The 25,745-nt window shown below is 37.1% G+C and carries 28 protein-coding genes and 2 pseudogenes; 12 read left to right on the plus strand and 18 right to left on the minus strand.

The window, feature by feature from the left end; all coding sequences use genetic code 11:
- Positions 1-49: 49 nt before the first annotated feature.
- Positions 50-2,101, plus strand: a complete 2,052-nt coding sequence (locus tag Y7E_RS0123130; protein WP_017153609.1) for a transglycosylase domain-containing protein — start codon at positions 50-52, stop codon at positions 2,099-2,101.
- A gap of 114 nt (positions 2,102-2,215) precedes the next feature.
- On the opposite strand, the gene Y7E_RS0123135 is transcribed toward Y7E_RS0123130, so the two are convergent.
- Both Y7E_RS0123135 and Y7E_RS0123140 read right to left on the minus strand, forming a co-directional pair.
- Positions 2,216-2,725, minus strand: coding sequence for a YwhD family protein (locus Y7E_RS0123135; RefSeq protein ID WP_017153610.1), 510 nt, complete (start codon positions 2,723-2,725; stop codon positions 2,216-2,218).
- Between the two features lie 24 nt (positions 2,726-2,749).
- Positions 2,750-3,424, minus strand: a complete 675-nt coding sequence (locus Y7E_RS0123140; RefSeq protein WP_017153611.1) for a site-2 protease family protein — start codon at positions 3,422-3,424, stop codon at positions 2,750-2,752.
- Between the two features lie 112 nt (positions 3,425-3,536).
- Between Y7E_RS0123140 and Y7E_RS0123145 the strand changes: the two genes are divergently transcribed.
- A complete protein-coding gene (locus Y7E_RS0123145) occupies positions 3,537-3,722 on the plus strand; it encodes a 2-hydroxymuconate tautomerase (RefSeq protein ID WP_001147172.1) in 186 nt (61 codons plus the stop codon).
- A 42-nt stretch (positions 3,723-3,764) separates the two neighbouring features.
- Here the strand turns inward: Y7E_RS0123145 and Y7E_RS0123150 are convergent, their stop codons facing one another.
- From Y7E_RS0123150 to Y7E_RS0123175, 6 genes are all read right to left on the minus strand, one after another.
- Positions 3,765-5,069: an HD domain-containing protein gene (locus Y7E_RS0123150; RefSeq protein ID WP_017153612.1), complete on the minus strand. Its 1,305-nt coding sequence runs from the start codon at positions 5,067-5,069 to the stop codon at positions 3,765-3,767.
- A 148-nt stretch (positions 5,070-5,217) separates the two neighbouring features.
- Complete coding sequence (locus Y7E_RS0123155) at positions 5,218-6,159, minus strand: ABC transporter substrate-binding protein (RefSeq protein ID WP_017153613.1); 942 nt, start codon at positions 6,157-6,159, stop codon at positions 5,218-5,220.
- A gap of 203 nt (positions 6,160-6,362) precedes the next feature.
- On the minus strand, positions 6,363-7,175 hold the full coding sequence (locus Y7E_RS0123160) for an ABC transporter ATP-binding protein (protein ID WP_017153614.1): 813 nt from the start codon (positions 7,173-7,175) through the stop codon (positions 6,363-6,365).
- Positions 7,176-7,190: 15 nt separating this feature from the next.
- Positions 7,191-8,207 carry a FecCD family ABC transporter permease gene (locus Y7E_RS0123165; RefSeq protein WP_017153615.1) on the minus strand — a complete coding sequence of 339 codons (1,017 nt, stop codon included), beginning with the start codon at positions 8,205-8,207 and terminating at the stop codon, positions 7,191-7,193.
- Entirely contained in the window at positions 8,204-9,262 is a 1,059-nt protein-coding gene (locus Y7E_RS0123170) for a FecCD family ABC transporter permease (protein WP_017153616.1), read from the minus strand. Before Y7E_RS0123170 ends, Y7E_RS0123165 begins: the two co-directional genes overlap by 4 nt.
- Before the next feature lie 331 nt (positions 9,263-9,593).
- Positions 9,594-9,818 carry a YuzB family protein gene (locus Y7E_RS0123175; protein ID WP_017153617.1) on the minus strand — a complete coding sequence of 75 codons (225 nt, stop codon included), beginning with the start codon at positions 9,816-9,818 and terminating at the stop codon, positions 9,594-9,596.
- A gap of 301 nt (positions 9,819-10,119) precedes the next feature.
- Here Y7E_RS0123175 and Y7E_RS0123180 point away from each other — a divergent pair, with 301 nt between their 5' ends.
- Positions 10,120-10,785, plus strand: a complete 666-nt coding sequence (locus Y7E_RS0123180) for an RsfA family transcriptional regulator (RefSeq protein WP_017153618.1) — start codon at positions 10,120-10,122, stop codon at positions 10,783-10,785.
- Between the two features lie 28 nt (positions 10,786-10,813).
- On the opposite strand, the gene Y7E_RS0123185 is transcribed toward Y7E_RS0123180, so the two are convergent.
- Positions 10,814-11,407, minus strand: coding sequence for a lipoprotein BA_5634 family protein (locus Y7E_RS0123185; protein WP_017153619.1), 594 nt, complete (start codon positions 11,405-11,407; stop codon positions 10,814-10,816).
- 181 nt (positions 11,408-11,588) lie between these two features.
- On the opposite strand from Y7E_RS0123185, the gene lipL reads away from it, so the two are divergent.
- On the plus strand, positions 11,589-12,434 hold the full coding sequence (lipL, locus tag Y7E_RS0123190) for an octanoyl-[GcvH]:protein N-octanoyltransferase (protein WP_017153620.1): 846 nt from the start codon (positions 11,589-11,591) through the stop codon (positions 12,432-12,434).
- Positions 12,435-12,469: 35 nt separating this feature from the next.
- Here the strand turns inward: lipL and pta are convergent, their stop codons facing one another.
- Complete coding sequence (gene pta / locus Y7E_RS0123195) at positions 12,470-13,441, minus strand: phosphate acetyltransferase (protein ID WP_017153621.1); 972 nt, start codon at positions 13,439-13,441, stop codon at positions 12,470-12,472.
- A 434-nt stretch (positions 13,442-13,875) separates the two neighbouring features.
- Here pta and hemQ point away from each other — a divergent pair, with 434 nt between their 5' ends.
- The 4 genes and pseudogenes from hemQ (at position 13,876) to gerQ (ending at position 16,111) form a co-directional block, all read left to right on the plus strand.
- Positions 13,876-14,619 (plus strand): hydrogen peroxide-dependent heme synthase, encoded by a 744-nt coding sequence (gene hemQ / locus Y7E_RS0123200; RefSeq protein WP_017153622.1) that lies wholly within the window; start codon positions 13,876-13,878, stop codon positions 14,617-14,619.
- Between the two features lie 82 nt (positions 14,620-14,701).
- Positions 14,702-14,887 (plus strand): annotated as a pseudogene (locus Y7E_RS32130) (D-alanyl-D-alanine carboxypeptidase); the annotation flags it as partial.
- Between the two features lie 333 nt (positions 14,888-15,220).
- Positions 15,221-15,643, plus strand: coding sequence for a cell wall hydrolase (locus Y7E_RS0123210; protein ID WP_017153624.1), 423 nt, complete (start codon positions 15,221-15,223; stop codon positions 15,641-15,643).
- A 27-nt stretch (positions 15,644-15,670) separates the two neighbouring features.
- Positions 15,671-16,111 carry a spore coat protein GerQ gene (gene gerQ / locus Y7E_RS0123215; protein WP_017153625.1) on the plus strand — a complete coding sequence of 147 codons (441 nt, stop codon included), beginning with the start codon at positions 15,671-15,673 and terminating at the stop codon, positions 16,109-16,111.
- Positions 16,112-16,146: 35 nt separating this feature from the next.
- Here gerQ and Y7E_RS0123220 read toward each other — a convergent pair whose 3' ends face one another.
- From Y7E_RS0123220 to Y7E_RS30275, 3 genes and pseudogenes are all read right to left on the minus strand, one after another.
- Complete coding sequence (locus Y7E_RS0123220; RefSeq protein ID WP_017153626.1) at positions 16,147-16,515, minus strand: DUF423 domain-containing protein; 369 nt, start codon at positions 16,513-16,515, stop codon at positions 16,147-16,149.
- A 63-nt stretch (positions 16,516-16,578) separates the two neighbouring features.
- Complete coding sequence (locus Y7E_RS0123225; protein WP_017153627.1) at positions 16,579-16,866, minus strand: YwdI family protein; 288 nt, start codon at positions 16,864-16,866, stop codon at positions 16,579-16,581.
- 6 nt (positions 16,867-16,872) lie between these two features.
- Positions 16,873-17,331, minus strand: a pseudogene (locus Y7E_RS30275) (potassium channel family protein); the annotation flags it as partial.
- A 122-nt stretch (positions 17,332-17,453) separates the two neighbouring features.
- Here Y7E_RS30275 and Y7E_RS0123235 point away from each other — a divergent pair.
- The 3 genes from Y7E_RS0123235 (at position 17,454) to Y7E_RS0123245 (ending at position 20,473) form a co-directional block, all read left to right on the plus strand.
- Complete coding sequence (locus Y7E_RS0123235; RefSeq protein WP_017153629.1) at positions 17,454-18,737, plus strand: purine/pyrimidine permease; 1,284 nt, start codon at positions 17,454-17,456, stop codon at positions 18,735-18,737.
- Positions 18,738-19,148: 411 nt separating this feature from the next.
- Positions 19,149-19,970, plus strand: coding sequence for a Cof-type HAD-IIB family hydrolase (locus Y7E_RS0123240; RefSeq protein ID WP_017153630.1), 822 nt, complete (start codon positions 19,149-19,151; stop codon positions 19,968-19,970).
- A 212-nt stretch (positions 19,971-20,182) separates the two neighbouring features.
- Positions 20,183-20,473: a DUF3817 domain-containing protein gene (locus tag Y7E_RS0123245; protein ID WP_017153631.1), complete on the plus strand. Its 291-nt coding sequence runs from the start codon at positions 20,183-20,185 to the stop codon at positions 20,471-20,473.
- A 46-nt stretch (positions 20,474-20,519) separates the two neighbouring features.
- Here Y7E_RS0123245 and Y7E_RS0123250 read toward each other — a convergent pair whose 3' ends face one another.
- The 5 genes from Y7E_RS0123250 to Y7E_RS0123270 all read right to left on the minus strand — a co-directional run bounded on the left by Y7E_RS0123250 (position 20,520) and on the right by Y7E_RS0123270 (position 24,988).
- Positions 20,520-21,197 (minus strand): uracil-DNA glycosylase, encoded by a 678-nt coding sequence (locus Y7E_RS0123250; RefSeq protein ID WP_017153632.1) that lies wholly within the window; start codon positions 21,195-21,197, stop codon positions 20,520-20,522.
- A 19-nt stretch (positions 21,198-21,216) separates the two neighbouring features.
- Positions 21,217-22,209 (minus strand): ABC transporter permease subunit, encoded by a 993-nt coding sequence (locus Y7E_RS0123255; RefSeq protein WP_017153633.1) that lies wholly within the window; start codon positions 22,207-22,209, stop codon positions 21,217-21,219.
- Positions 22,202-23,119: an ABC transporter ATP-binding protein gene (locus Y7E_RS0123260; protein ID WP_017153634.1), complete on the minus strand. Its 918-nt coding sequence runs from the start codon at positions 23,117-23,119 to the stop codon at positions 22,202-22,204. Before Y7E_RS0123260 ends, Y7E_RS0123255 begins: the two co-directional genes overlap by 8 nt.
- Positions 23,116-23,928, minus strand: coding sequence for an SGNH/GDSL hydrolase family protein (locus tag Y7E_RS0123265; protein ID WP_017153635.1), 813 nt, complete (start codon positions 23,926-23,928; stop codon positions 23,116-23,118). Before Y7E_RS0123265 ends, Y7E_RS0123260 begins: the two co-directional genes overlap by 4 nt.
- An 82-nt stretch (positions 23,929-24,010) precedes the next feature.
- Positions 24,011-24,988: a LacI family DNA-binding transcriptional regulator gene (locus tag Y7E_RS0123270; RefSeq protein ID WP_017153636.1), complete on the minus strand. Its 978-nt coding sequence runs from the start codon at positions 24,986-24,988 to the stop codon at positions 24,011-24,013.
- Between the two features lie 120 nt (positions 24,989-25,108).
- Here Y7E_RS0123270 and Y7E_RS0123275 point away from each other — a divergent pair, with 120 nt between their 5' ends.
- Complete coding sequence (locus Y7E_RS0123275) at positions 25,109-25,738, plus strand: YczE/YyaS/YitT family protein (protein WP_081584738.1); 630 nt, start codon at positions 25,109-25,111, stop codon at positions 25,736-25,738.
- Positions 25,739-25,745: the final 7 nt, after the last annotated feature.

A 25,745-nucleotide genomic window follows, 5' to 3' on the forward strand; every position in this document is an offset into this window, starting at 1 on the left:
GAGAAAACCCTCAATACTATTAAAAGTATATGATGAGGGGATGAAAAAGATGGACCAAACTGTAAATCCAAAACTTAAAAAATATAAACGTCTTTTCTTCACCGCACTTTTTTCATGCGTTCTTTTTTTCGTTTTTTCTCTTTTTATTATCATCATAGTAGCAAAAGTTATGGGACCACCTCCCATCGCTGTTCCGCAAACAAGCACCTTTTATGCCAATGATGATACCGTAATGGGGCAAAGCAATGGGATGCAAAAGCGCTATAACGTATCCCTTGATCAAATCTCTCCTTATGTAAGAGAAGCAACACTCTCTATTGAAGACCAACGATTCTATGATCACCACGGCTTCGATATGAAACGAATTGCCGGCGCAATCGTTGCCGATATAAAAGCAATGGCAAAGGTCCAAGGTGCTAGTACGATTACGCAGCAATATGCCCGCAATCTATATTTAGATCATGATAAAACTTGGAAACGCAAGGCGTTAGAAGCAATATATACAATTCGTCTTGAGGTCAATTACAGCAAGAATCATATTTTAGAAGGGTATTTAAATACGATTTATTACGGACACGGCGCTTATGGTATTGAAGCTGCTTCTCGTCTTTACTTTAATAAATCAGCTAGTGACTTAACATTAGCTGAGGCAAGTATGTTAGCTGGTATCCCAAAAGGCCCTAGCGTATATTCTCCCTACTTAAAAGAAGAACGGGCAAAAACAAGACAGTCAATCATTCTAAACGAAATGGTAGAGCAAGGCTATATTACAAAAGGGCAGGCATCCTCTGCCAAAAAAGAAAAGCTTACGTTTGCTTCATTAGAAATGAAAAAGGTCGCAGAAATAGCACCTTATTTCCAGGACGCTGTACAATACTCTCTCCTTCATGACGTCGGACTCAATGAACAAACATTACAGCGCGGTGGACTCCGTATTTACACAACACTAGACCCAAAACTACAAACAATAGCTGAACAAGCTGTAAAAGATACGATTCCAGAAACAACTCCTATACAAACGGCTCTCGTCTCTATGAATCCAAAAACAGGGGAAGTAGCAGCTCTCGTCGGTGGAAAGGATTATAAAGAGAGTCAATTTAACAGAGCGATTCAAGCAGCACGTCAGCCAGGATCCACCTTTAAACCGTTTTTATATTACGCTGCACTCGAAAAAGGATTTACACCAGCGACTCGCTTAAAAAGTGAATATACAGTATTTACATTAGGCGATGGTGTTTCTAAATATAAACCCAAAAATTATAAAGACTACTATGCCGATGATTTTGTAACAATGGCACAGGCCCTTGCCGTATCAGATAACGTATACGCTGTGAAAACACACTTGTTTTTAGGTGAAGATTCACTTACGGAAACCGCTAAACAGTTTGGCATTAAAAGTTCACTAAAAGATGTACCGTCCCTTGCCCTTGGTACTTCCCCTGTAAAACCAATTGAAATGGTTGGCGCCTACAGTATGTTTGCCAATGGAGGAAAACAAATAAAACCAACCTTTATTCGCCGCGTTGTCGATCACGAGGGAAATATTTTATACGATGCGCATTTAGAAAGTAAACAAGTGCTCGATAAAAACAATACGTTTGTAATGGAAGAAATGATGAAAGGAATGTTCAACGACAAGCTAAGTGGTTATGCATCTGTTACCGGACACTCCCTTCTACCAAAACTATCACGTACGTATGCAGGGAAGTCTGGTTCCACAGAAACGGATAGTTGGATGATTGGTTTCACTCCTCAACTTGTCACAGGTGTGTGGGTCGGATACGATCAGCCTAAATCTATTTCAAATCCAGCAGAACAAGGATACGCCAAAAAGATATGGGCCATTGCGATGGAAAAAGGATTAGAGGGACAACCTAACAAGGAATTCAAACAACCAAGTGATGTGGTTGCTGTAAATATCAATCCTGAAAATGGGAAAGTCTCAACGAAAGGCTGTCCCGTTTCTGTGAAAATGTATTTTGCAAAAGGAACAGAACCGACTGAATATTGCATGGATCATGTGGATGACAAAGAAGAATTCGAGAAGGCTAGCAAAGAAAAGAAAAAAGAAAGCTGGTGGAAAAGATATTTCCCATGGTAACCCCAATATATCGACGGTTCGACAATATACAACATAAAGTGCGTACCCATCAGCAGGGACTTACTACCCACAAAATAGCAAAGGCTACCAGAATTTCTCCTGGTAGCCTTAAAATTATTCTCCTAATAACGCCTGACGTAATTCTTCACTAGATTCATTCCAAATTGCTTCATTATGCTCTTTTAAGAATGTTCCAAGCACTTTTTTAGATGGCTCATCCATATGGTCAACCATGATGTGACGTTTTAATGATTTATCCATCTTGTTTACGTGCTCTGGAAGTGATTTATAACCGCGGCGAATTTCACGATCAACCGTCATTTCACAAGCTGTTACACCTGCATAATAAGCACCATTTGCTGTTCTCTCAATCGTTACCCATACGAGCCAATAAGGCTTTCCGTTTGGAACTTCGTCTTTATTCGTTAAGAATTTAATTCCCTTTTCAACAGTACTGCGCGCATGCATCGCACCGATATCAACGAATGCAGTTTGCTCTACTACATCTACGAAAACAGGTGAAATATTTTCTAAGCTTAGCGCTCCGACGCCAAAGCCACCATGGCCATCTGTCGAATCGTTCTTCACGATATTAAAACCAATTTTTTTCTTTTTCTCTGTCATATGTAAGTCCTCCTCACTCATTCATTACATAAGCCCAAATATAGGCGCAATTATACTTTCTAAAAATCCTAGTACTTGTGGGATTACCACACTGAAAATTGGCTGAATTGTATAACGGTCAAGCGGTGTAATAACAAGAATCAATAAAACAATCGCTCCATATTTCTCATATTGCGTCATTTTCGCACGAACATTTGCTGGCGCTAAATCTTCAATCACACGATATCCATCAAGCGGTGGAATCGGCAATAAGTTAAAAACAAACAATGCTATGTTTAAGAAAATAAAAATAGTGAAAAATTCATTTAATGTTGTCAATACAGCAACCGGAATCATTGTGAATATCTGGAAGTTGTGTAAACAAACGAAAAGAATTAGACCTATTGTTGCTAATATAAGATTACTAATCGGACCTGCAATTGAAACAAGTACACCAGCAAGACGTGGCTTTTTAAAGTTATATGGGTTAACAGGTACTGGACGTGCCCAACCAAATCCAATAATTAATACTGCGATCATCCCAATCGGATCTAAATGAGCCATTGGCGATAATGTTAAACGTCCCTGTCTTTTTGCTGTGTCATCACCAAACTTATATGCAACATACGCATGTGCAAATTCATGTACAGACAGTGCAATAATAATGGCCATTGCCACCAGTGGTATTTGATGCAGTGGATACCTAAATAATTGATCCATGGTTCATCTCCTCTTCATTATGTCAAAAAAAGAAAATATTTGTTTTTCCGATTGTTCTTCTTCATAATCCGTTATAATAAGATTGTAACTTACATAAAAGGAGCGATTGTACATGCCATACGTAACAGTGAAAATGTTAGAAGGACGCACAGAAGAACAAAAGAAAGCTCTAGCTGAGAAAGTAACTACAGCAGTAAGCGAAACAACTGGTGCTCCTGAAGAAAACATCGTTGTTTTCATCGAAGAAATGTCTAAAAATCATTATGCAGTTGGTGGGAAACGCTTAAGCGACAAATAATTTCAGGTTTCTTTAATAAGAAGCAGTCCTTCAGGCTGCTTCTTATTTCTTTCCTTCTAATAACTCAATAATTTTCTCTTTATATTTTCCTTTTCTTCCACCTTCATAGATTAAATCATGCGGATAGAAGAGTTTTTGATCTGTTCTCTTCTTACCAGTAATCGCTTCTACAATATCAGATTCACGCGAAAGCTCCCTGAGATCTCCATTTGGCATAAGAAGCAAGATTGGAAGCCGCTCTTCTTCTTCTCCAGCACGGTAAAAGTCATACGGTAAATCCGATGTTGAATCAACAACTAAATAGTACTCTGGGTCGAGTCCAATCTTTTTAAATAAACTACTTAATTCCATCCAATTATCTAAACCATGATTCTCTGTAAATTCTACATATTTAAAGAGATTTCGGTTCATAAAACGACGACATAAATCACTTAGAATTTGGTCATCTTCATCTTGCCATACCTGGAAATAATAATACATTACATTCTCATCTAGCTTTAAATAGTCTTCTACTGTTACTTCTTCTTCAAATAAAGAATAGAAATGAACTGGATGATACTTAAATGTATAATACTGCTCATGCAATGTTTTCGCACGGTGTAGAATCTTTGTTAAAATCACTTCTGCACTGCGCGTTACTGGATGGAAGTATACTTGCCAATACATTTGATAGCGGCTCATAATATAATGCTCAACAGCGTGCATACCGCTATTTTTAATCACTACTTGATCTCCATATGGGCGCATGACACGCAATATACGTTCCATATCAAAGTTCCCGTACTTCACACCAGTAAAATATGCGTCTCTTAATAAATAATCCATACGATCTGCATCAATTTGACTAGAGATCATACTAATCGCTAATTTATTATCAGACGTTTTCGCAATCACATCTGCTACTTTTTGTGGAAACTCTCGGTCTACGCGGCTGAGTACATCATTGATTTCCGTATCACCAACAATAATTTTTTGTGTGAACTTCTCATGATCTAATGAAAACACTTTTTCAAAAGAATGTGAGAATGGACCGTGTCCTACATCATGCAAGAGTGCTGCACATAAACATAACAATCTATCTTCTGCATTCCAATTTGGTCTGCCATCAAACACATCATCAATCATACGACGAATAATCTCATATACACCTAATGAATGAGTAAAGCGACTATGTTCTGCACCATGAAATGTGAAAAATGTCGTTCCAAGCTGCTTAATACGGCGCAAACGTTGAAATTCCTTCGTTCCGATTAAATCCCAAATTACACGATCACGCACGTGTACATATTTATGTACTGGGTCTTTAAACACTTTTGTTTCGTTGAGTTTGTCGTTTAAATATACCATATCGACATCCTCCTTCCTTACTGCATTCTTACTTTATATTATAAACGAAATAGGAAACAGAAAGAAATGAAAGACTATAGAAATACTTAAAATTCCCCTATATACAGAAAATCACCTTCGCCAAGGCGAAAGTGATTTTCTTTGTTTACTATTTTCCTAAAACGAACTCAGCAACTTCGTCTAAGATCATTTCTTTACCAAGTGGGAAGTACCCTTTGTTTAAGTCTTCGTTCTTGATTGTGAATACGTGGTTGTTCTTAACAGCGTTCATGTTTTTCCAAATTGTTTCTTCTTGGAATTCTTTTAAGCGCTGAGAACCATCACCAGTAGTAAATACGAATAAGTAGTCTGGGTTGTAATCGATTAATGCTTCTTTTTGTACTTGTACTAATGGTTTGTCAGTTGGTGTACCTGAAACAGCTGGTAATTTTAAGTCTTTGAAGATTACGCTACCGTAACCGTAGTCACCATATATGCGGAATGCATTTGGATATGCAGCCATTTTCATAAACTTCGCATCGCCAGTTTTTGCAACGATTTTATCATGTAGTTTGCTTGCTTTTTCATCATATTTCTTGAACCATGCAGTTGTTTCTTTTTCTTTATCAAAGATTTTACCTAGCTCTTCAAACTTTGGACGCCATTGATCTAATGGAGTTTTTAACATAACTGTTGGTGCAATTTTAGATAATTGATCATAAATTTTTTCTTGACGATTGTTCACAAGAATTAGATCTGGTTTTGCAGCAGCTACTGCTTCAATGTTAATTTTATCGCCCCATGCAGAACCAACTGGTTTTACATCTTTTAATTTATCTGCAATATGCGCATCAATTTTTTCTTGAGACGTATTTGCAGTAATGATTGGTTTCATTCCAAAGATTAATAATTCTTCTGTTGAACCACTAAGGTCAGCAATTTTCTTTGGATTTGCAGGAATTTTAATTTCCCCTTTTGCATGTTGTACAGTGCGCTCTTCGGTTTTCGCATCTGCTTTCTTTTCTTCTTTCTTATCAGAAGAACAAGCTGCAAATAGTACAGAAGTAACTACTAGTACCATTGCTAGTAATGCTGCTTTAAATTTCTTCATATTCCCACTCCTTCTGGATGTATTTCTCTTATAAACTACATATAACTATAAGAAACTACATTCAATAATTTATCAATATATTCTTATTAATAGTTGTACGTAACCCGTTCTAACGGGCGTTCAACTTCCCAGCTCGAATGAGAAGCTCAACGTCCATTAGAATCCCTCCTCCTATCAAGATATAGATAGGAGGAAGAGTTCTCTTATGCTTGCTTGCGTACTTGTTTATTTATCGTTGTTAAATCATAAGTTAAGCAAATCGGTTTACAGTTTACAGGACACGGAACAATCTGTGCTTCTATTTCAAACACACTGCGAAGCGTTTCACACGTCATAACCTCATCTGGTGTTCCTTGCTTCATTAACTTACCAGCTCTTAAAGCAATCATATGATCCGAAAAACGAGAAGCATGGTTTAAATCATGAATAACCATAACGATTGTACGTCCTTCTTCTTGATTTAACTTTTTCAATAAATTTAATACTTCCAATTGGTGAGCCATATCTAAATATGTTGTTGGTTCATCTAGCACAAGTAAATCCGTTCCTTGCGCAAGAGCCATTGCAATCCATACACGTTGACGTTGACCGCCTGATAAAGCTTCTGCTGGACGATTCGCAAACTCTGTCATTCCTGTCACTTCAAGTGCCCAGTGAATGTAACGATAATCTTCTTCTTTCAGTGTCCCAAATCCCTTTTGGTGAGGGAAACGTCCATATGAAACAAGTTCAAACACAGTAAGACCTGTTGGCACTTCTGCAGTCTGTGGTAAAATCGCCATTTTCTTTGCGATTTCTTTTGTCGGCTGCTTCTCAATTGCTTTACCATCAAGATAAACAGTACCTCGTTTTGCTTTTAAAATACGAGAAGCTGTTTTCAACAATGTGGATTTCCCGCATCCATTTGGTCCAATAATCGTTGTAATTTTCCCTTCTGGAATTTCCACTGATAATCCATCGATAATTAATCCTTCATTATAGCCAACAGATACCGAATCAACCGCTAAAGTTGCCATACAAAAAGCCTCCCTTTATTTTGTCCTCATAAGTAAATAAATGAAATATGGTGCACCGATTACAGAAATAACAAGACCGACCGGTATTTCTGATGTTGTTAACACACTTCGTGAAATTAAATCTGCAAATAGTAGCAGGAACGTTCCAATTAATGCTGCTGTCGGTAACATAATTTGATGCTTCCCGCCGACAAGACGTCTCGCTAAATGCGGTGCCATTAAACCGATAAAGCCAATTCCACCCGCAACTGCAACAGATGCCCCTGCTAAACAAACAGCGATAAATAATAATTTACGTCTTTCTTTCTCTACATTTACACCAAGACCAACCGCTGCTGAATCTCCTAGATTCATTACATTTAACACATGTGCTTTACGAATCGCAATTGGTAAAAAGATGAGCATCCATGGAAGTACACTTAATACAAATTTCCAATCTGTTCCCCATAAGCTACCCGCTAACCAAATCGTTGCGAAACGAAAATCATTTGAAGTCATTTTCATCGAGAAAATCAAACTAACAGCACTAAATCCTGCTGCAACTGCAATACCAACCAGTATTAAACGAGTTGATGAAACGCCGTCTTTCCAGGCTAATACATATATAATTACTGCTGCTAATATTGCACCAATCAATGCGAAAAATGGAAGAATGAATACCGATAAAAGGGTACCAGTCCCAACTTTTCCGAAGAAGAAATATACAAAAACAACAACTGTTAATCCTGCCCCTGCATTAATACCAATAATCCCAGGGTCAGCAAGTGGATTTCTTGATAGCCCTTGCATAATTGCACCTGACATAGCTAATGCTGAACCAACTAAGATGGCAATGACCATACGAGGCATACGAAATTCAAATAAAATAACTGACTGATCTTCCGCACCTAGTCCAACCAATGATTTTAATACATCCATTGGTGGTATTTTAAACGTTCCTGTATTTAAGCTAATAAGAAATACTGAAACAATTAAACAAGCTAAAATTGTTACGATTGAAATGTTCTTTTTTGTTAAGACGGTTGTCTTCACATTTTCCCTCTCCCTTCATTACGCGCTAAGTAGAGGAAGAATGGAACGCCAATTAATGCTGTAATTGCACCGATTGGTGTTTCAAACGGCGGATTAATAATACGAGATAACATGTCCGTACATTCAATTAACAATCCACCTAATATAGCAGAACATGGAATAACCCATCTATAATCTGAGCCGACAAGAAAACGTGTCATATGCGGGATGACAAGCCCGACAAACCCAACGGATCCTGCCATAGATACTGCTGAACCTGTTAAAACAAGAACAAGTACAGTTCCGATAAATTTAATTAATGTTGTATTCTGCCCAAGTCCAATCGCAATTTCTTCACCGAAACTTAAGATTGTAATGTACCTCGACATCATAATCGCGATAACGAGGCAAACAAGTCCAATTGGTAATAGCATATTAATACTTTCCCATTTCACACCAGCAACACCACCCGCATTCCACATGCTCACCTCTTGAGCAAGATTGAAATAGAGTGCGATACCAGATGAAATGGCCCCAAGTAGAGCACTAATCGCTGCACCTGCTAATGCTAATTTCACAGGTGTTAAACCGCCTGGTGAAGATGCTCCAATGCCGTATACAATACTTGCACCGAAGGCTGCACCAACGAAAGAAGCGATAACAAACATTAAATATGGTGAATTCGGGAAAAATGCATACATAATTGCAATTCCAAATACAGCCCCATCCGTAATCCCCATTAACGATGGAGATGCAAGTGGATTTCGTGTCATCCCTTGCATAATTGCGCCCGATACAGCTAAAAAGGCACCAGCAACAACACCGCCAATTGCTCTAGGCATGCGAAGCTCTTGAATTACATTATGATGCGTCAAAGAACCATCAAACTGAAAGACAGCTTGCCATACCGTTTTTAAGCTAATATCTGCTGCACCAAACGAAATTGAAGCCGCCATACTTAATGCTAATAAAACTGTTCCAGCTATTAAAATAATAGAAGCGATAAGCGGTCTGCTCTTAATCTCTTTCACATTTACCTCTTCTTGTTGTTCAATATTCCTCGCGCTTGCTTCCATCCCTCAACCATCCTAACCAAAAACATATATTTAATAAAATGAGATTTATTCTCAAGAAACAGCAAAAGAAAATTGGGTTTAACTCCCCTTTTTGATAATGATTCTCACAATCACATCTTCTATTCTACCTATGGCTATAAAAGGCTGTCAACCATTATTTTGCAATATAAAACTAATGTAAGCGATGCGAAACCGATATCATAAAATTAAGGTTCTTCATTAAAATTACTCATTTATGTAAATAAACCCCTCTCTACTTCTCATTATTTTGAAATAATACTCTTTTCTAAGGGCATAAAAAAAGAAGAGTAAGGTTCTCACTCTCCTTTTCTTACTTATTTAATTTTGCTTCAATCTTTTTAATTAATTCATCTTCATTTGGCGCTGCAACGGGACGATTATTCACAAAAGCGAACGACTTTTTACGACCTGGTCCACAATAAGATTGACATCCAACTTCAATATTTGCACATGAATCTACCTTTTTGAGCTTTGGTATCAACGTCTTAATGTTCGTTGCCTGACAATCATCACACACACGAAATTCGTTTCCCATTCTATATAACACTTCCTCTATTTTAAACTTTTCACAAGTACATTTAACAATAAACACTAAATGGTATTTTACCGCTCTTTGAGGCTTGATGCAAGTCTTCCTCTTGAGCTCTATCCCTATATAACACTATATAAAACCCTTACTTTCCTATTCATTTTTCCCTTCACAAGCTTCCTTCATTCGCGCATGCATTTCTTATCTTCATCAAAATCTACCATATTTTTAAAAGCTTTGTATAAAAGCCATTTCTTTTGCCCATTATAAAAATAGGAAGTTCATAAAAAGAAAGGGAGTTGAATCTATGAAAGTAAGACAAGATGCTTGGACAGATGAGGACGATTTATTACTTGCCGAAACCGTACTTCGCCATGTTCGAGAAGGAAGTACACAATTAAATGCATTTGAAGAAGTTGGCGATCAGCTAAATCGCACATCGGCTGCTTGTGGGTTTCGTTGGAATGCAGTTGTGCGTTATAGCTATGAACAAGCTTTGCAGCTAGCAAAAAGACATCGGAAAGATAAAATGCGTGCCGCTGGCGGCGAACAGGCAAAAAAACGCCTACTTTATACACCACCAGCTTCAGCGGTAATTACAGTCGATGAAGAACCGGTTGTAAATAACACCGTTCCACGTCCGGAACCAGCTGTATCTAACGCTTCTATAACAATGCAAGATGTGATTTACTTTTTGCAAACAGTAGGGTCTTCAAACATAAAAGTAACAGCACTCGAAAACGAGAATACGAGATTGAAGCAAGAAATTAAAGCACAAGTACTTCGTAATGAAGAGTTAGAAAAAAAATTGGAAAAGCTAGAACAACAATCTAATACAGTGCAAGAAGATTACGAAACACTCATGAATATTATGAATCGTGCTCGTAAATTAGCATTAATGGATGACGAAGAGCCTGCGCAAACTTCTTTTCGTATGGATCGAAACGGTAATCTAGAAAAAATCGCCGAATAAAAAGGATGCGATGAACGCATCCTTTTTTTTATGATTTTAACTCAACCATGTGAGCTTCTTCTACTTTTGAATCGCGCTTAATATCTGGGAAAATCTCTTTTTTCGGATTTTCTCTAAACGCTACTACCCCTATTGTTTTTACTGGCTGATTTATTTTTTCATATGCTGCATCGCTTACAACTGCATACATATCTGCATATCTTCGTGCATCGCCAATAATTATATTACCTTCATACTTCATTTTCTTTCCATCAATCATTACATCATTTTGCTCCGTTTTCGCAAATACAACCCCTGCATCATCAGAAATAGATGGCAGTGTTGCAATTGGTTTTACATCTTCTCCCTCTACTTTTTTCATTACCTTTTCTTTTACCATCTTATCCGCTGTTGTTTTATTCATAATTAATACTTTTTGATCATTAACTGTACCAAATTTCGCTTCAAATTTATGCCCTGATTCAATTTTATCTTTATATTGATCCATTTTTTGCTGCACCACTGCATCATCACCATACATAATAACACCGTTCGCCTGCGGGGCAATCATATCTATCATGGAACAACCACTAAATACTGCGGCTGACATTATTGCTACAAGTCCTAATTTAACCTTTTTCATTTCTATTCCTCCTAAAACTATAATTGCACCTCTTAGCTTAACCATCCAAAAGAGGTTTACCAATCTCCCTTCCTTACAAGAACATTACAATTCCGTAAGGTTCTTTTTCACAACCTTCCTCTCTTTTCTCTCTTTTTTGCTATAATAAAGATTGTCATTTTATAGATAAGGGGTTAGTTATATGAGCAATTCCCGTTCGATTTTATCTCAACCAGAGTGGCGTATTGTTGATCAGTCTAGTTTAGGCCGTACATTTCATGCTTTGCAGTCATTTGCGATGGATGACACGCTGTGCACAACAATCGGAAATGGTACATCTGCTTCAGCGATGCGCTCTTGGGTTCATCACAATACAATTGTTCTTGGCATTCAAGATTCTCGCCTTCCATATTTACAAGAAGGAATTTCTTTTTTAAAACAAAAGGATTTCAACGTCATTGTGCGTAATTCAGGTGGTCTTGCAGTCGTACTTGATGAGGGAGTTTTAAATGTATCACTTCTATTTCAAGAAACGGAAAAAGGAATTGATATCGATCTTGGATACGATACGATGTGGCATTTAATTAAAGAAATGTTAAAAGATTATGATGTCGATATCGAGGCAAAGGAAATCGTTGGATCTTATTGTCCTGGTAGCTATGACTTAAGCATCCGTGATCAAAAATTTGCAGGTATTTCACAGCGCCGCATTCGCGGAGGTGTAGCTGTACAAATTTACTTATGCGCTACAGGTAGCGGCTCCGAACGCGCGGCACTGGTTCGTGATTTTTACGACTTAGCAATTCAAGGTGAAGAGACGAGATTTACGTATCCTGAAATTGTACCGAGTACAATGGCTTCTTTATCTGAATTACTTGGTGAAACGATTACCGTTCAAGATTTAATGATGCGTCTATTAAAAACATTGCAGCACTTTGCGCCGCAATTAACACCATCACAGTTAACGGTGGATGAAGTTCCTTTATATGAAATGAACTTGCAACGCATTATTGATCGCAATAATAAAGCACTTGGTCTTGAGAAATAACAAAGGCCCCGCTATTATAGCGGGGCCTTTCGTTTTTATAGTGCTTGAGCTGCTGTAATTAAAGCTAACTTGTACACTTCTTCTTCGTTACAACCGCGAGATAAATCGTTTACTGGCATGTTTAAACCTTGTAAGATTGGTCCCACTGCTTCGAAGTTACCTAAGCGTTGTGCAATTTTGTAACCGATATTACCAGCTTCTAAGCTTGGGAATACGAATACGTTAGCATCACCTTTAAGAACAGAACCTGGTGCTTTCTTCTCAGCTACAGATGGTACGAATGCAGCGTCAAATTGGAACTCACCGTCTAATGTTAATTCAGGAGCCATTTCTTTTGCAATGCGAGTCGCTTCTACAACTTTTTCTGTTTCTGGAGATTTCGCAGAACCTTTTGTAGAGAAGCTTAACATTGCAACGCGTGGATTGATACCGAATAACTCAGCAGTTTTCGCACTTTCGATACCAATTTCAGCTAAATCTTGACTGTTTGGTGCAATGTTAATTGCGCAGTCCGCGAATACATACTTCTCATCTTCACGTACCATGATGAATACGCCTGAAGTTTTTGTAACGCCTGGTTTTGTTTTAATGATTTGAAGTGCTGGACGAACTGTGTCAGCTGTAGAGTGAGCTGCACCACTTACTAAACCATGTGCTTTGCCCATGTATACAAGCATTGTACCGAAGTAGTTTTCGTCTTTAAGGATCTTACGTGCATCTTCTTCTTTTGCTTTACCTTTACGGCGTTCAACGAAAGATGCTACCATTGCATCCATTTCTTCATATGTAGCTGGGTCGTAAATATCAACGCCTGCTAATGTTAAGTTCATGCTAGCAGCTTTTGCGCTAATTTCTTCTTTATTACCAACTAAAATTGGTTTTACAATCTCTTCTTTTGCTAAACGCTCTGCAGCGCCTAAAATTCTTTCATCAGTTCCTTCAGGAAGTACGATAGAAATGCCTTTTCCTTGAACTTTTTCTTTTACCGCTGTAAATAAATCGCTCACGAATAAAACCCCTCCTACAAATGTTAAAAAACTCTATCTTTAAGAATACTTCTTTTCATCTATATTTTAAACTTATAGCTCCTAAAAAATAGGTAAAATATAAATGATTATATTTTCATAAAATTCAGCATGGTTAATCTATTATAAAGCATTGATGAAAAAACCTCTTTTTTAGATGGGAGAGATCATCCGATCATGCATAGAAGCGGTCAGTTCCTTTTTTTGTCCCATGCCAAGTGAAAACAAAGGGAGAAGTCACCTTTTGTACTTCGCAGTAGCGACTTATATTTTGAAAATCAAAATGAATTTATACATACTCCTCCGTCTAGCATTTTTAAATGTGACAATTTTATGCACCCAAGCTTTACATACATGAATTTAAAACTATATATGCTATAGTTAACTTATAAATATCATTAACTGAGGTGAATAGAATGAGTGAAGCAGCAAAAACGTTAGATGGTTGGTATTGTTTACACGATTTACGTTCTATCGACTGGGCAGCATGGAAAACATTATCTAGTGACGAACGCGGACAGGCAATGTTTGAATTTTTAAACGTTATTGAGAAATGGAATAAAGTAGCGGCTGCAAAACAAGGTAGCCACGCAATGTATACAGTTGTTGGTCAAAAAGCTGATATTATGTTTATGATTTTACGTCCAACAATGGAAGAATTAAATGAAATCGAAACAGAATTAAATAAAACAACATTAGCTGAATACATGGTTCCTGCATACTCTTACGTATCTGTTGTTGAACTAAGTAACTACCTTCCAGCTGAAGAAGATCCATATCAAAACCCACAAATCCTAGCACGCTTATACCCTGAATTACCAGAAGCAAAACACATTTGTTTCTATCCAATGGACAAGCGTCGTCAAGGCGATGACAACTGGTACATGCTTCCGATGGAAGAACGCAAAAAACTTATGTATAGCCACGGAAAAATCGGTCGTCAATACGCAGGTAAAGTTCGCCAAGTCATTACTGGTTCTGTTGGTTTTGATGATTACGAGTGGGGTGTAACACTATTCGCTGACGACATCCTTCAATTCAAAAAGCTTGTATATGAAATGCGCTTTGATGAAGTAAGTGCTCGCTACGGTGAATTTGGTACTTTCTTCGTTGGTAACATTTTACCAAGCAAAAAAGTTGCTAAATTTTTATATGTATAATACAAAAAAGGAACGAAATTCGTTCCTTTTTCTTAATCCCTTTTAAAAACCCTCTTTTTTCTTCAAATTTAAACAATAGTAGACAAAATCAATGGATGAACGCTTCACAGAATCTCGTGAGTTAATTGATTATGGTTTTAATAACTTTGAAAAGCAGAAATTGAAAGTAGATAAAAATAATACAATTTCTGTTGTAAAAGGAGAAGAAGACACCGTAACCGCGACACCTGAAAAAGAGATACTGTTAATCACGAAAAAAGCCAGCAAATTGCTAGCTTTTTTATTATGTCTCTCCCTCTATATAAATCCAACTTTTAAAACTGATATAACTCCTATCCTTTTAAGCGGAAGTGAGCATCTAACTATACACAGAAACGTTCAAACCCTCTTCCTAACCCGCGCCAAGTGAAAACGGTGAAAAAAACTTTCTCCTTCTTAACAATGACTTATGGATGTATATAACGTAAAAATCCTCATTCTCAAAACTTTGTTTGGTTGTCATATCTGCCTTCTTTTTCTCATACGTATGAACTAGTAATTGTTCTACACCGTTTTTACCAACTCCTCTTTCTGTAAAAATGGTGAAAGAGAGGTGAAACAAATGGGTGTAATTGCTTATAACGAAGAACATGTAAAATTGCTAGCAAGACTTATGCGAGCTGAAGCTGAAGGGGAAGGACAACAAGGCATGCTAATGGTTGGGAATGTAGGTGTAAATCGCGTTAAAGGAAATTGTTTAGACTTCAAGAACATACGTAATCTACAACAAATGGTATTTCAAAGGCCTGGTGGTTTTGAAGCAACACAAAAAGGATACTTTTATCAGCGTGCACGTGAACAAGATATTGCCCTTGCAAGACGTGTTATTCAAGGACAACGATTTTGGCCTGCTAATTTTGCTTTATGGTTTTTCAGGCCCGAAGGTCCTTGTCCACCAACTTGGTATAATCAGCAAAATTCTGGCCGATTTAAAAAACACTGCTTTTTCCAACCATCTAGCGGGGACTGCCCAGCAGTATATTAAGGAATGAAAACGAGGAGGGATTTTTGAATGGCACAGCAACAAAACCCATACTATGGAACTTTTTTTCAACCTTCTGGAACCCAGCTGCCTCCAGGACAACAACAGCAACAAATGACACCTCAGCAACAACAAATGATGCAACAACAAGCAATGCAACAACAAGCTCAAGCACAACTTGCAGCATCTCAAGGTATGCTACCACTAGAACAATCTTATATCGAAAACATCCTTCGCTTAAACAAAGGTAAACAGGCAACAGTTGTTATGACATACGAGCGCGGCAGTTCACTTGGTACACAATCCTATACCGGCATTATTGAAGCGGCTGGACGCGATCATATTGTCATCAGTGAACCACAATCTGGAAAACGTTTCTTGCTACTTATGATTTACTTAGATTATGTTGAATTCCCAGAAGAAATTATATATTTACCTAGTCAACAAGCAACTTATGCTCCAAGATTATAAAAAAGCTGGCAAATGCCAGCTTTTGTTTTTTGCTCTTATAATCCTTTTACAACTGCAGTTCCGAGTAAAATCCAGCCTACAATGAACGCTACGCCGCCAAGTGGTGTAATTGGGCCGAAAAATTTAATACCTGTTGTACTTAATGCATATAAGCTACCGGAGAACATAATAATACCCGCTACCATGAACCAGCCTGCTGTACTTAATAAGGAAGATTGGATTTTATCCATTAATAACGCAACAACAAACAATCCTCCAGCATGAAACATTTGATACGTAACACCCGTTTTCCAAACTTCTAACATTTTTGCGGAAATCTTATTTTCTAAACCGTGTGCACCAAAAGCACCTAATGCAACAGATAACCCGGCCGCAATACAGCCTAATAAGAAGAAAATTTTCATTGGAATTCCCCTTTTTATCTTTATGATAAGAAATTTTCACATATAAGCCAACTTATTTAACTTTTAAAAATCAAATAAAGAATTGCCGTTTGCATCTTCTTCTTTCATATATACAGGTTCTCCTGAAACTGGTACAACCTGCTGAGCTGCTGTCGCCTGATACGATGATATAACCTGTGATTGTAATTTCGGTTCTACATATGTATGAGATTCCGTCTGTTCATCCAATAATAAATCGCATAAAGCACGAACGACCAAAAGATGTTCTTTTGATTTTTGTCCTTCACTACTTTTTGCTTTCGCAATTTCATTTGCCATTTTATTCAAAATTTTATCACTCGATATTTGCATTCCCTATCACCTCGTACTTTGTAGTTCTTTCTCAAATTGCCCTAACTTCTCTACTGGACCAAATACTATTATCATATCATGTTCTTATAATTTTGCCTGCCCTGTTGGATTATAGATAATATTTCCATCTTTTAAAATCGCTAAAATTGTAATATCAAATTGACTTCTTACACTGCTTTCTATCAATGTTTTTCCAATTAAAAGAACCCTTTTACCAATTTGAATTCCAGCCATACTAGATGGATTAATGACCTTATTCGCACCAGCACGACGTAATTTCTCTTCTGTTTCTGGTTTTTCAGCCCTAGCCACAATGTTAATCGTACTATTTAGTCCTCCTGCTGTTAATGTAATAAATACATTGTCAGCATCATTCGCAACAATCGCTACTAAACCAGCAGCTCTTGTAATCCCCGCCTTACGTAATACCTTATCCTCTGTATCATCACCATGTACATATAACAGCAATCCACAATTGCCTTTTTGCATTCATTTTATTCTTCAACTCTTTTCTCTACTACAATCTTTGCCAGAGGAAATGAAATACGTATATACTAGAAACGGAATCTACGAAAGAGGTTGATATTATGAAAACATTTCTTTCTGCCCTGCAATGGGCATTATTTATTTTAGCCGGTAGTCTAATTGTACCAATTAGTGTTACGGCCAGTTATGGGCTTGAAGGGGCTGAAGCAATTGCATTTGTACAACGAACATTATTTGTTCTTGGCTTTGCTGGCCTTCTGCAAGCTATATTTGGACATAGACTACCTATTCAAGAAGGACCTGCTGGTCTTTGGTGGGGAATCTTCTCACTTTACGCGAGTTTAGGTGTCGTATTATTCGGATCAAATAATGAAACACTCCGCGTCTTACAATACGCATTTCTGTTAAGCGGTATCATCTGTATTATCCTTAGTATTTTTGGACTTATCGATAAACTCGTCCGTTATTTTACACCGACAGTAATTGGAACATATTTATTCCTTCTCGTTGCTCAGCTCAGCGGTTCCTTTCTAAAAGGAATGTTCGGCCTTGATGGACAACATACTGAAGTACAAGCAAACGTATTTATCCTTTCACTTATTGTTATTTTACTATCTTTTTTCATTATGAAGCTACCTATTATTGGTCAATACTCTGTTCTTTTCAGCATTGTGTTCGGATGGATTTTATTTGCATGTTTCGGATTATCCAATCCGGTTACACCAGTAACAGATATCATTCGTCTACCTTCTTTATTCGTGTTTGGAACGCCCCGCATCGAATGGAACATGACAATTACCGTCGTCTTTGTCACACTGTTACTTTTAACAAACATGTTAGCAAGCATTCGTGTTGTACAAAAGGTTGTTTCTAAATATGAGGAAGATGCAGTTCAAAATCGGTTTAAACATGCCGGTATTATAACAGGAATAAACCAGTTGCTAGGTGGTCTTTTCTCGGCAATTGGACCGGTAGCTATTTCAGGTTCAGCTGGGTTTATTGCAACGACAAATATTTATAAACGACTTCCTTTCACATTAGGATCAAGTTTTATTATTTTCATTAGTATATTTCCAAAGATCACGTCATTCTTCGCGGCTATTCCTGTCGCTGTTGGATATGCAGCCATTTATCCTGTATTTGCAAGTATGATTGGTCTTGCTTTCCGTGAATATGACACTGTAGAAAATAAAGAGCGTTTATTCCGCGTTGCTGGCCTATCTCTCTTCACAGGAATCGGAGTTATGTTTGTCCCACCACAGGCATTTTCCACCCTTCCACCATTTTTAGCATCATTTTTAAGCAATGGCCTTGTACTCGGTTCTGTCATGGCTATTTTACTTGAAATTTTATTTTCCCGTTCAAAGGAAAAACAACCATCGTAAATTGGAAAACTTCCATTATTGCACTCTACTTTCAGAGTTGTTAGGATAGAATTATCATGGGCAATGCGCCCATGATAATATATACTAACAATACGGTAATCCACCTCACTATATAAATCCATTTTGATTTGCAGGCGTATAAGTTGCTGCTACGAAAAACAAAAGGTGACCTGCACTCGTTTTCTCTCTTTGTTTTAACTTGGCATGGGGCAGAAAGAGGGGTTAACCGCTTCTATGCATGGTCGGATGCTCTCTCCCACCTAAAAAGAAGGGTTTTCTATCAGTTTTTCAATTTGTATTTATATACCTTTAAAGAGGTTTGATGTCTTACTATTTATTCCTCGATATTTTCATCAAAACTTATTTCTAGTAATACCAACCATTATTTCAACAAAGAAAGGAACTTTCTATATGTCTTATAAAATGATTGTTTTAGATTTAGATGATACTTTACTACGCGATGACCATACAATTTCAGAGCGTACGAAACAAGCTTTAATGACAGCTCAAGAGCAAGGTGTAAAGGTTGTACTCGCTTCTGGTCGTCCAACATTTGGCATGCGCCATATTGCAAAAGAGCTTCGTTTAGAAGAATACGGAAGTTTCATCCTATCATTTAACGGTGCAAAAATTATTAATTGCAAAACGGATGAAGAATTATTCAGTAGTACACTATCTCCTGAAATCGTTCACAGTTTATACGAAATAAGTAAAAATGAAGATGTTTGGATTCATACGTATATCGGTGATGACATCGTAACAGAAGAAAATAATCCGTATACAGAAATTGAAGGTCAATTAACAGGTATGCCAATCATTGAAGTGGATAGTTTTACAGCTGCCGTACAAGAGCCAGTAGTAAAAGTATTAATGAATAAAGAAGCAGATCGTCTTGTAGAAGTAGAAAAGAAACTTCAAAAACAATTAGAAGGTAAACTAAGTGTAATGCGTTCAAAACCATTCTTTTTAGAGTTTACTGAAGCTGGTGTAACAAAAGGAACAAGCTTAAATCAATTGATTCAAAAACTTGGTATTAAGCGTGAAGAAGTAATCGCAATGGGTGATAGCTATAACGACCAAGCAATGATCGAGTTCGCTGGTCTTGGCGTTGCGATGGGCAATGCTCCAGATGATATTAAAGAAATTGCAAACTATGTAACAGATACAAATATGAATGACGGCGTCGCTAAAGTTGTAGAGAAATTTGTACTAAAAAGTGAAGTACTTGTTTAATATAGATACATTCACAAAACCCATTTGAAGTCAAATACTTCAAATGGGTTTTTATTGAAATGCAGGTAGCTTTGTGAAGATATTTTGAACTTTACAACATTCTCGTAGTGTAAACTCTGTTTTTGTATATAATGAAACAAAATAGACTATTTTATTTTGAATAAGAATACAAATTTACTATATACAAGCTCATATTATAAGGAGGCTGCTTCATGTTATCTACACCAATCGGAAGATTAAGAGCAATTGGATTAGTCGAAGGGATTTCCTTTCTACTATTATTATTCGTAGCAATGCCGTTAAAATACTTTGCAGATTTTCCAACAGCCGTTAAAATTACAGGAATGGCTCATGGCGTACTATTCGTACTATTCATATTTGCAGTAATTCAAGTCACAATTGTACATCGTAAGTCTATTTTATGGGCTCTTGGTGCATTTATTGCATCAGTTATCCCATTTGGTACGTTTGTACTAGATGCAAAATTAAAAAATGAACAATAATAAGTAAAAAAGTAGCTAACAATTATTCTGTTAGCTACTTTTCTTTTTACAGATTTGGAATTTGCCAGTCAATCTCCTTCTCACCCATACTGGATAAAAAGTCATTTACTTTTGAGAACGGTTTACTTCCAAAGAAACCGCGTCTTGCTGATAATGGACTTGGATGTACAGATTCAATAATATGATGATTTGAGTTTGTAATCAGTTTTTTCTTCGCTTGTGCATGACGCCCCCACAGTATAAAAATCACTGGTTTATCTCGTTCATTTAAAAGTTCAATTACGCGATCAGTGAAATGCTCCCACCCTTTTCCTTTATGAGAATTTGCTTCACCTTGGCGTACAGTTAATACTGCATTAAGTAACAGCACACCTTGCTCCGCCCATTTCACTAAATAACCGTTATTGGGAATGTCACACCCAACATCAGACTGCAGTTCTTTATACATATTTTGCAAGGATGGTGGCGTTCTTACACCGGGCTGTACAGAAAAACTTAAACCATGCGCCTGATTTGGCCCGTGATATGGATCTTGTCCTAAAATGACAACCTTTGTATTCTCATAGCTTGTATAATGCAATGCATTAAAAATATCATTGGCATTCGGATATATTACATTATCACTATATTCTTCTTTTAAAAATTGTCTTAGTTTTTGATAATACGGCTTCTCAAATTCTGATGCCAGTAACGGCTCCCAGTCATTTTTTAAAATATGTTCCATTTCTTCACTTCCTCTTCACTTAATTGACCATGTCTTGCTTCGTAAATACTACAAACGAAATGATTAGAGAAGCTACGGCCCAAACTGTTAAATTCATTAATGAAAAGCTCATCGATAGACCTTGCAATGCCGGTAACTTCCCTGATAAGTAATCTGTCAGTGATAAATTCACGCTAAAAATGTATTTTGCTCCTTCCCAAGATGTTGCAAAGGAACCTAAGATACCACCTGCAATTAACGCTGCCAACATGACTCCCATACCAGCTGGTGTATTACGAATCAATACAGAAACCATAAAAGATATTGTTCCCACAACAATCGCAACAAACCACGCTAGTCCATAAGCCATTAAAATATATTGCCACTGTGGAATCAGATGAACAAAGTTTGTATTTAACGTTTCTTTATCAATCCCAAACCCTGTTAATACTGGTAAACTCCAGCCTGCATAACCAAAAACAATGCCTGATAATGCATAGGAAAAAATTCCTACCAAGAGCAATATAAGTGAGATAAATAACAACATCGTCACATATTTACTGAGAAGGATTTTCCAACGCCGAATCGGCCGCGTTAGAAGCATTTTCATCGTTCCATCACTTCGTTCTCCTGATACAATATCAATCGCAACAATCATTACAAGAAGCGGAATAAACAATGTAATTCCTTGTTCAATGAATGCTCGTACAAATGTCGGTGCCCCCGGTGCAGTTGGATTAATATCATGGTCTAAATAATATTGTTGTTGCTCCACTCGTACTTTCAACCAATCCCGCCATTCTTCTGGCAACCTAGAGTTGTTTAAACGATTTTGCGAATCCACAATTTGCTGCTGAAGTGCTACTTTCCAGTCATTTGTACCAAGGCGCTTTTGCGTTGTTTGCACTTCACGATACTGTGCATAAACAAATAAAGGAATCAAGATTGCTAATATAAGCATGACAACAAAAATACGTTTCTTCCGATAAATTTTCTCCGATTCATTTAAAACAAGATTTGCAAATTCACGCATGCTGCTCACTCCTTGTGAGTTCAATAAATAGATCTTCTAGCGTAAACACAAGTTCCTTCACGCTATGTACCTCTACCTCATTTTCTACAAAGCGCCTATTCCAAGTACTGATTGATGAAATATCCATCCGGCACAGTAAACGTTCATTGTCTAGGCTAATTTCTCTTACTTCTTCCGCTGCTTCTAACATATCCTGCGCCTTTGCAATCGGTGTAACAATCCACTCGACACGGTCACTTGCGGTTTTTATTAACTCTTCAATAGGCGCAACTGTAATCATTTTCCCTTTATGAATAATAGCAACGCGGTCACATATCATTTGTACTTCACTTAACAAGTGACTTGAAATAAAGACGCTCATATTTTCTTCTTTTACAAGCTTATGTATAAATTCTCTTAATTCTCTTATACCAGCAGGGTCTAAACCATTTGTCGGTTCATCTAGTATAAGAAGCTTCGGATTCCCAAGAAGGGCCTGAGCAATGCCAAGACGCTGCTTCATACCAAGAGAATACGTTTTCACTTTATCGTGGATACGTTCATCCAAATGAACCATTTTCGCAATTTCTAAAATACGCCCGTCTGATATACCGCCAAGCATCCGTGCAAATTGCTTTAAGTTTTCCCAGCCTGTTAAATATGTATAAAGTTCTGGATTTTCCACGATACTACCAATTTGCCGCATCGCTTCCCGAAAGTTCTCTTTAATATTATAGCCACCGATCGTAATCTCGCCTTCGGTTGCTTTAATAAGCCCTACTAGCATCCGAATTGTCGTCGTTTTCCCAGCCCCATTTGGGCCTAAAAAGCCAAACACTTCCCCTTGTTTCACATCAAATGAAATGTTTTCGACAAGTGTCTTTTTCCCAATGACCTTTTTTACATTCCGTACTGATAATATCGTCGTCATTTCGCTCCTCCTTCATCTAGCTTCAGCTTACTTACAACGTTTTGTAATAAGCGATCCGCCATATATGAGTAGCCTGTTTCATTCGGATGGAAATGATCTGAGTACAACAATTCTTTTCCGCGATTTTGAAACAGATCGAACGTTGGCGTGATATATACATTTTTATTATCTATTGCTAATTTCTCTAAAGATGCGTTCCAATCTACAACAATAGATGAAGAACCTTTTAAATCCTCTACGTCCTCAAATGGATTATACAAACCGAGCCAAAAAATCGGACTATCTGGATTTAACTTTCGAATTTCGGTTACAATTTGCTTCGCCTGATTTTGAAATGTTTCTACATCAGGACGATATGCTTCTAAATCTATATTTCCAAGTGATTCCCAGCCCGGAAATAAGTCATTTCCTCCAATTGTTAAAACAATGAGCTCTGCTTGCTTAATGGAATACTGAGCACCACTGCTCTCTATTTGCTTCAACAAATCTGGCATCTTCGCACCACTGACAGCTAAATTCGTTAACGCAACCTTTTGTTTATAATCCTTTTGTAGACTTTCTTTCACTCGTCCCACATAGCCAATTCCCTCTTTATCGCCAACGCCGCGTGTTAAAGAATCACCTAAGCTGACAACTTGTAATGTTCCCGGTTTTTGTTTCCCTTGTACTTGTTTTTGTTCTGTCTTCGTAGTTAAATTTGAAGCTTTCGGATTTAATACATCATTAATACCCGAAATAAAGCCATATGCAAATAAACAAAAAGATGCAATTGTAATGAGTAAAATTCCTTTTACTAATTTTGATCTCATATCAAAACCCCTTTTATCCCTCATAGATTGTCCCTAATTATACCAAATGCCCTTTTGGAAAGCGATTTTCATACTTTATATATTATGTAGTTTCACGAACAGTTAATTGCGGCAAAAGTTCAATATTCTTCACATCTATTTTTTCATCCGTAATCTTTTCATATAACATTTCAAATGCTTTTGTACCAACTGCCTTACTTGAATGAGCAATTGTTGTAATTCCTAATACATCAGCCACCTCTTGATCATCACATCCAATAATCGTAAGGTCTTCTGGAATACGAATCCCATGTCTCTTTGCTTCCGTTACCATCCCTGCTGCGATTGGATTACAAGAAACAAGAAATGCCGTTGGTTTCACAGACATGTTAATCCACTCTCTTATCACTTCACGACCATCCTCTACTGTAAAACGCTCTATAAACTTCCATTCATCTCTTGGCTTCATGGATATTTCTTGCAATGCTTCATTATAAGCCTGTTTTCGCTTTTGACTATTTACGCTATGGCTTCTGCCAATACAATATCCAATGTGAGTGTGTCCGTTTTCTATTACATATTTCATCCCTTGTAAAAATACTTTATAGTGATCAATATGTACACTAGAAATAGACTGTGATTCTATCTCTTCACACGTTACAATTGGTCCAAACTTTGTATATTCTTCTATTGTTTCGCAGTCATTCATTCTTGAGCATATAATTACACCATCAAGTTTTTTCATTTTTAACATATGTAAAACTTCAAGTTCTTTTTCGGCACTATAGTTAGTTTGGCAAAGCATCATATTATAATTTTTTGGGGCCGTTTCTTTAGAAATCCCCTCAATGATTGCACTGTAATATTGATCATTTACATGTGGCAACAGAACACCTATCACATTTGTCTTTCCTCTTACTAAATGAATTGCATTCACATTTTGAGTGTAATTTAGCTCTTCAATGATTGCTAAAATTTCCTGTCTCTTTTTATCACTTACATACGGATGATTATTTAGCACGCGTGAAACCGTTGAAATTGATACACCAGCAATTTCAGCAATCTTTTTTATATTTGTCATCTTATTTCTTCTCCTTCCCTTCATTTAAATAAGCCTCATCGAAAAATTCTCTCTTGACCTGGTAAGCTTTCCACAATATATCCTTTCCTAGCAAATACATTTGGAAAGGATTTGAAACATATGATACGTCTAAAACTAGACTATATATTTTTTATTAGCGGACTACTCATTCTATCTCTTGGAATTAACATGATGACAACTATTACTTCATTCGGTCTTAGCCCTTATGATTCATTTTTTATTGCCCTATATCAAAACTTTGGAATAAGTATTGGCTTTTGGATTTTTATGATTAACTTTGCTTTTACACTTATTGTGCTGTTTTTGAATAAAAAGCATATTACAATCGGAACAATTGTTACTATGGTTCTTATTTCCGTTTTTGTTGATTGGATCGGTTCTATCGATGCCATTATGAATTCTATCCGCTCTCTTCCAAAATATATAACACTTATTTGCGGAAATCTATTTGTTGGCGCTGGAATTGGCATTTATGTATCAACACAGCTTTGTGCTGCACCACAAGAAGCTTTCGTCTTAACCATGGCTGAAAAGAAAAAGTGGACATTTCGCAAGGCAGAAATTTCATTAGCCTTTCTCTTTTTAACATGTAGCTTTTTATTAGACGGCCCTATTTATTTTGGTACAATTATCCTTTCATTTACAACAGGATGGATTATTCAAGCATTTATCCAGATTGGCACAAAGGTCCTTAGCATAAAAAAGCCTATTGAGCATGATGCTCAATAGGCTTCAT

Origin of the sequence: Bacillus bingmayongensis (assembly GCF_000299035.1) — a bacterium.
Lineage (GTDB): Bacteria > Bacillota > Bacilli > Bacillales > Bacillaceae_G > Bacillus_A > Bacillus_A bingmayongensis.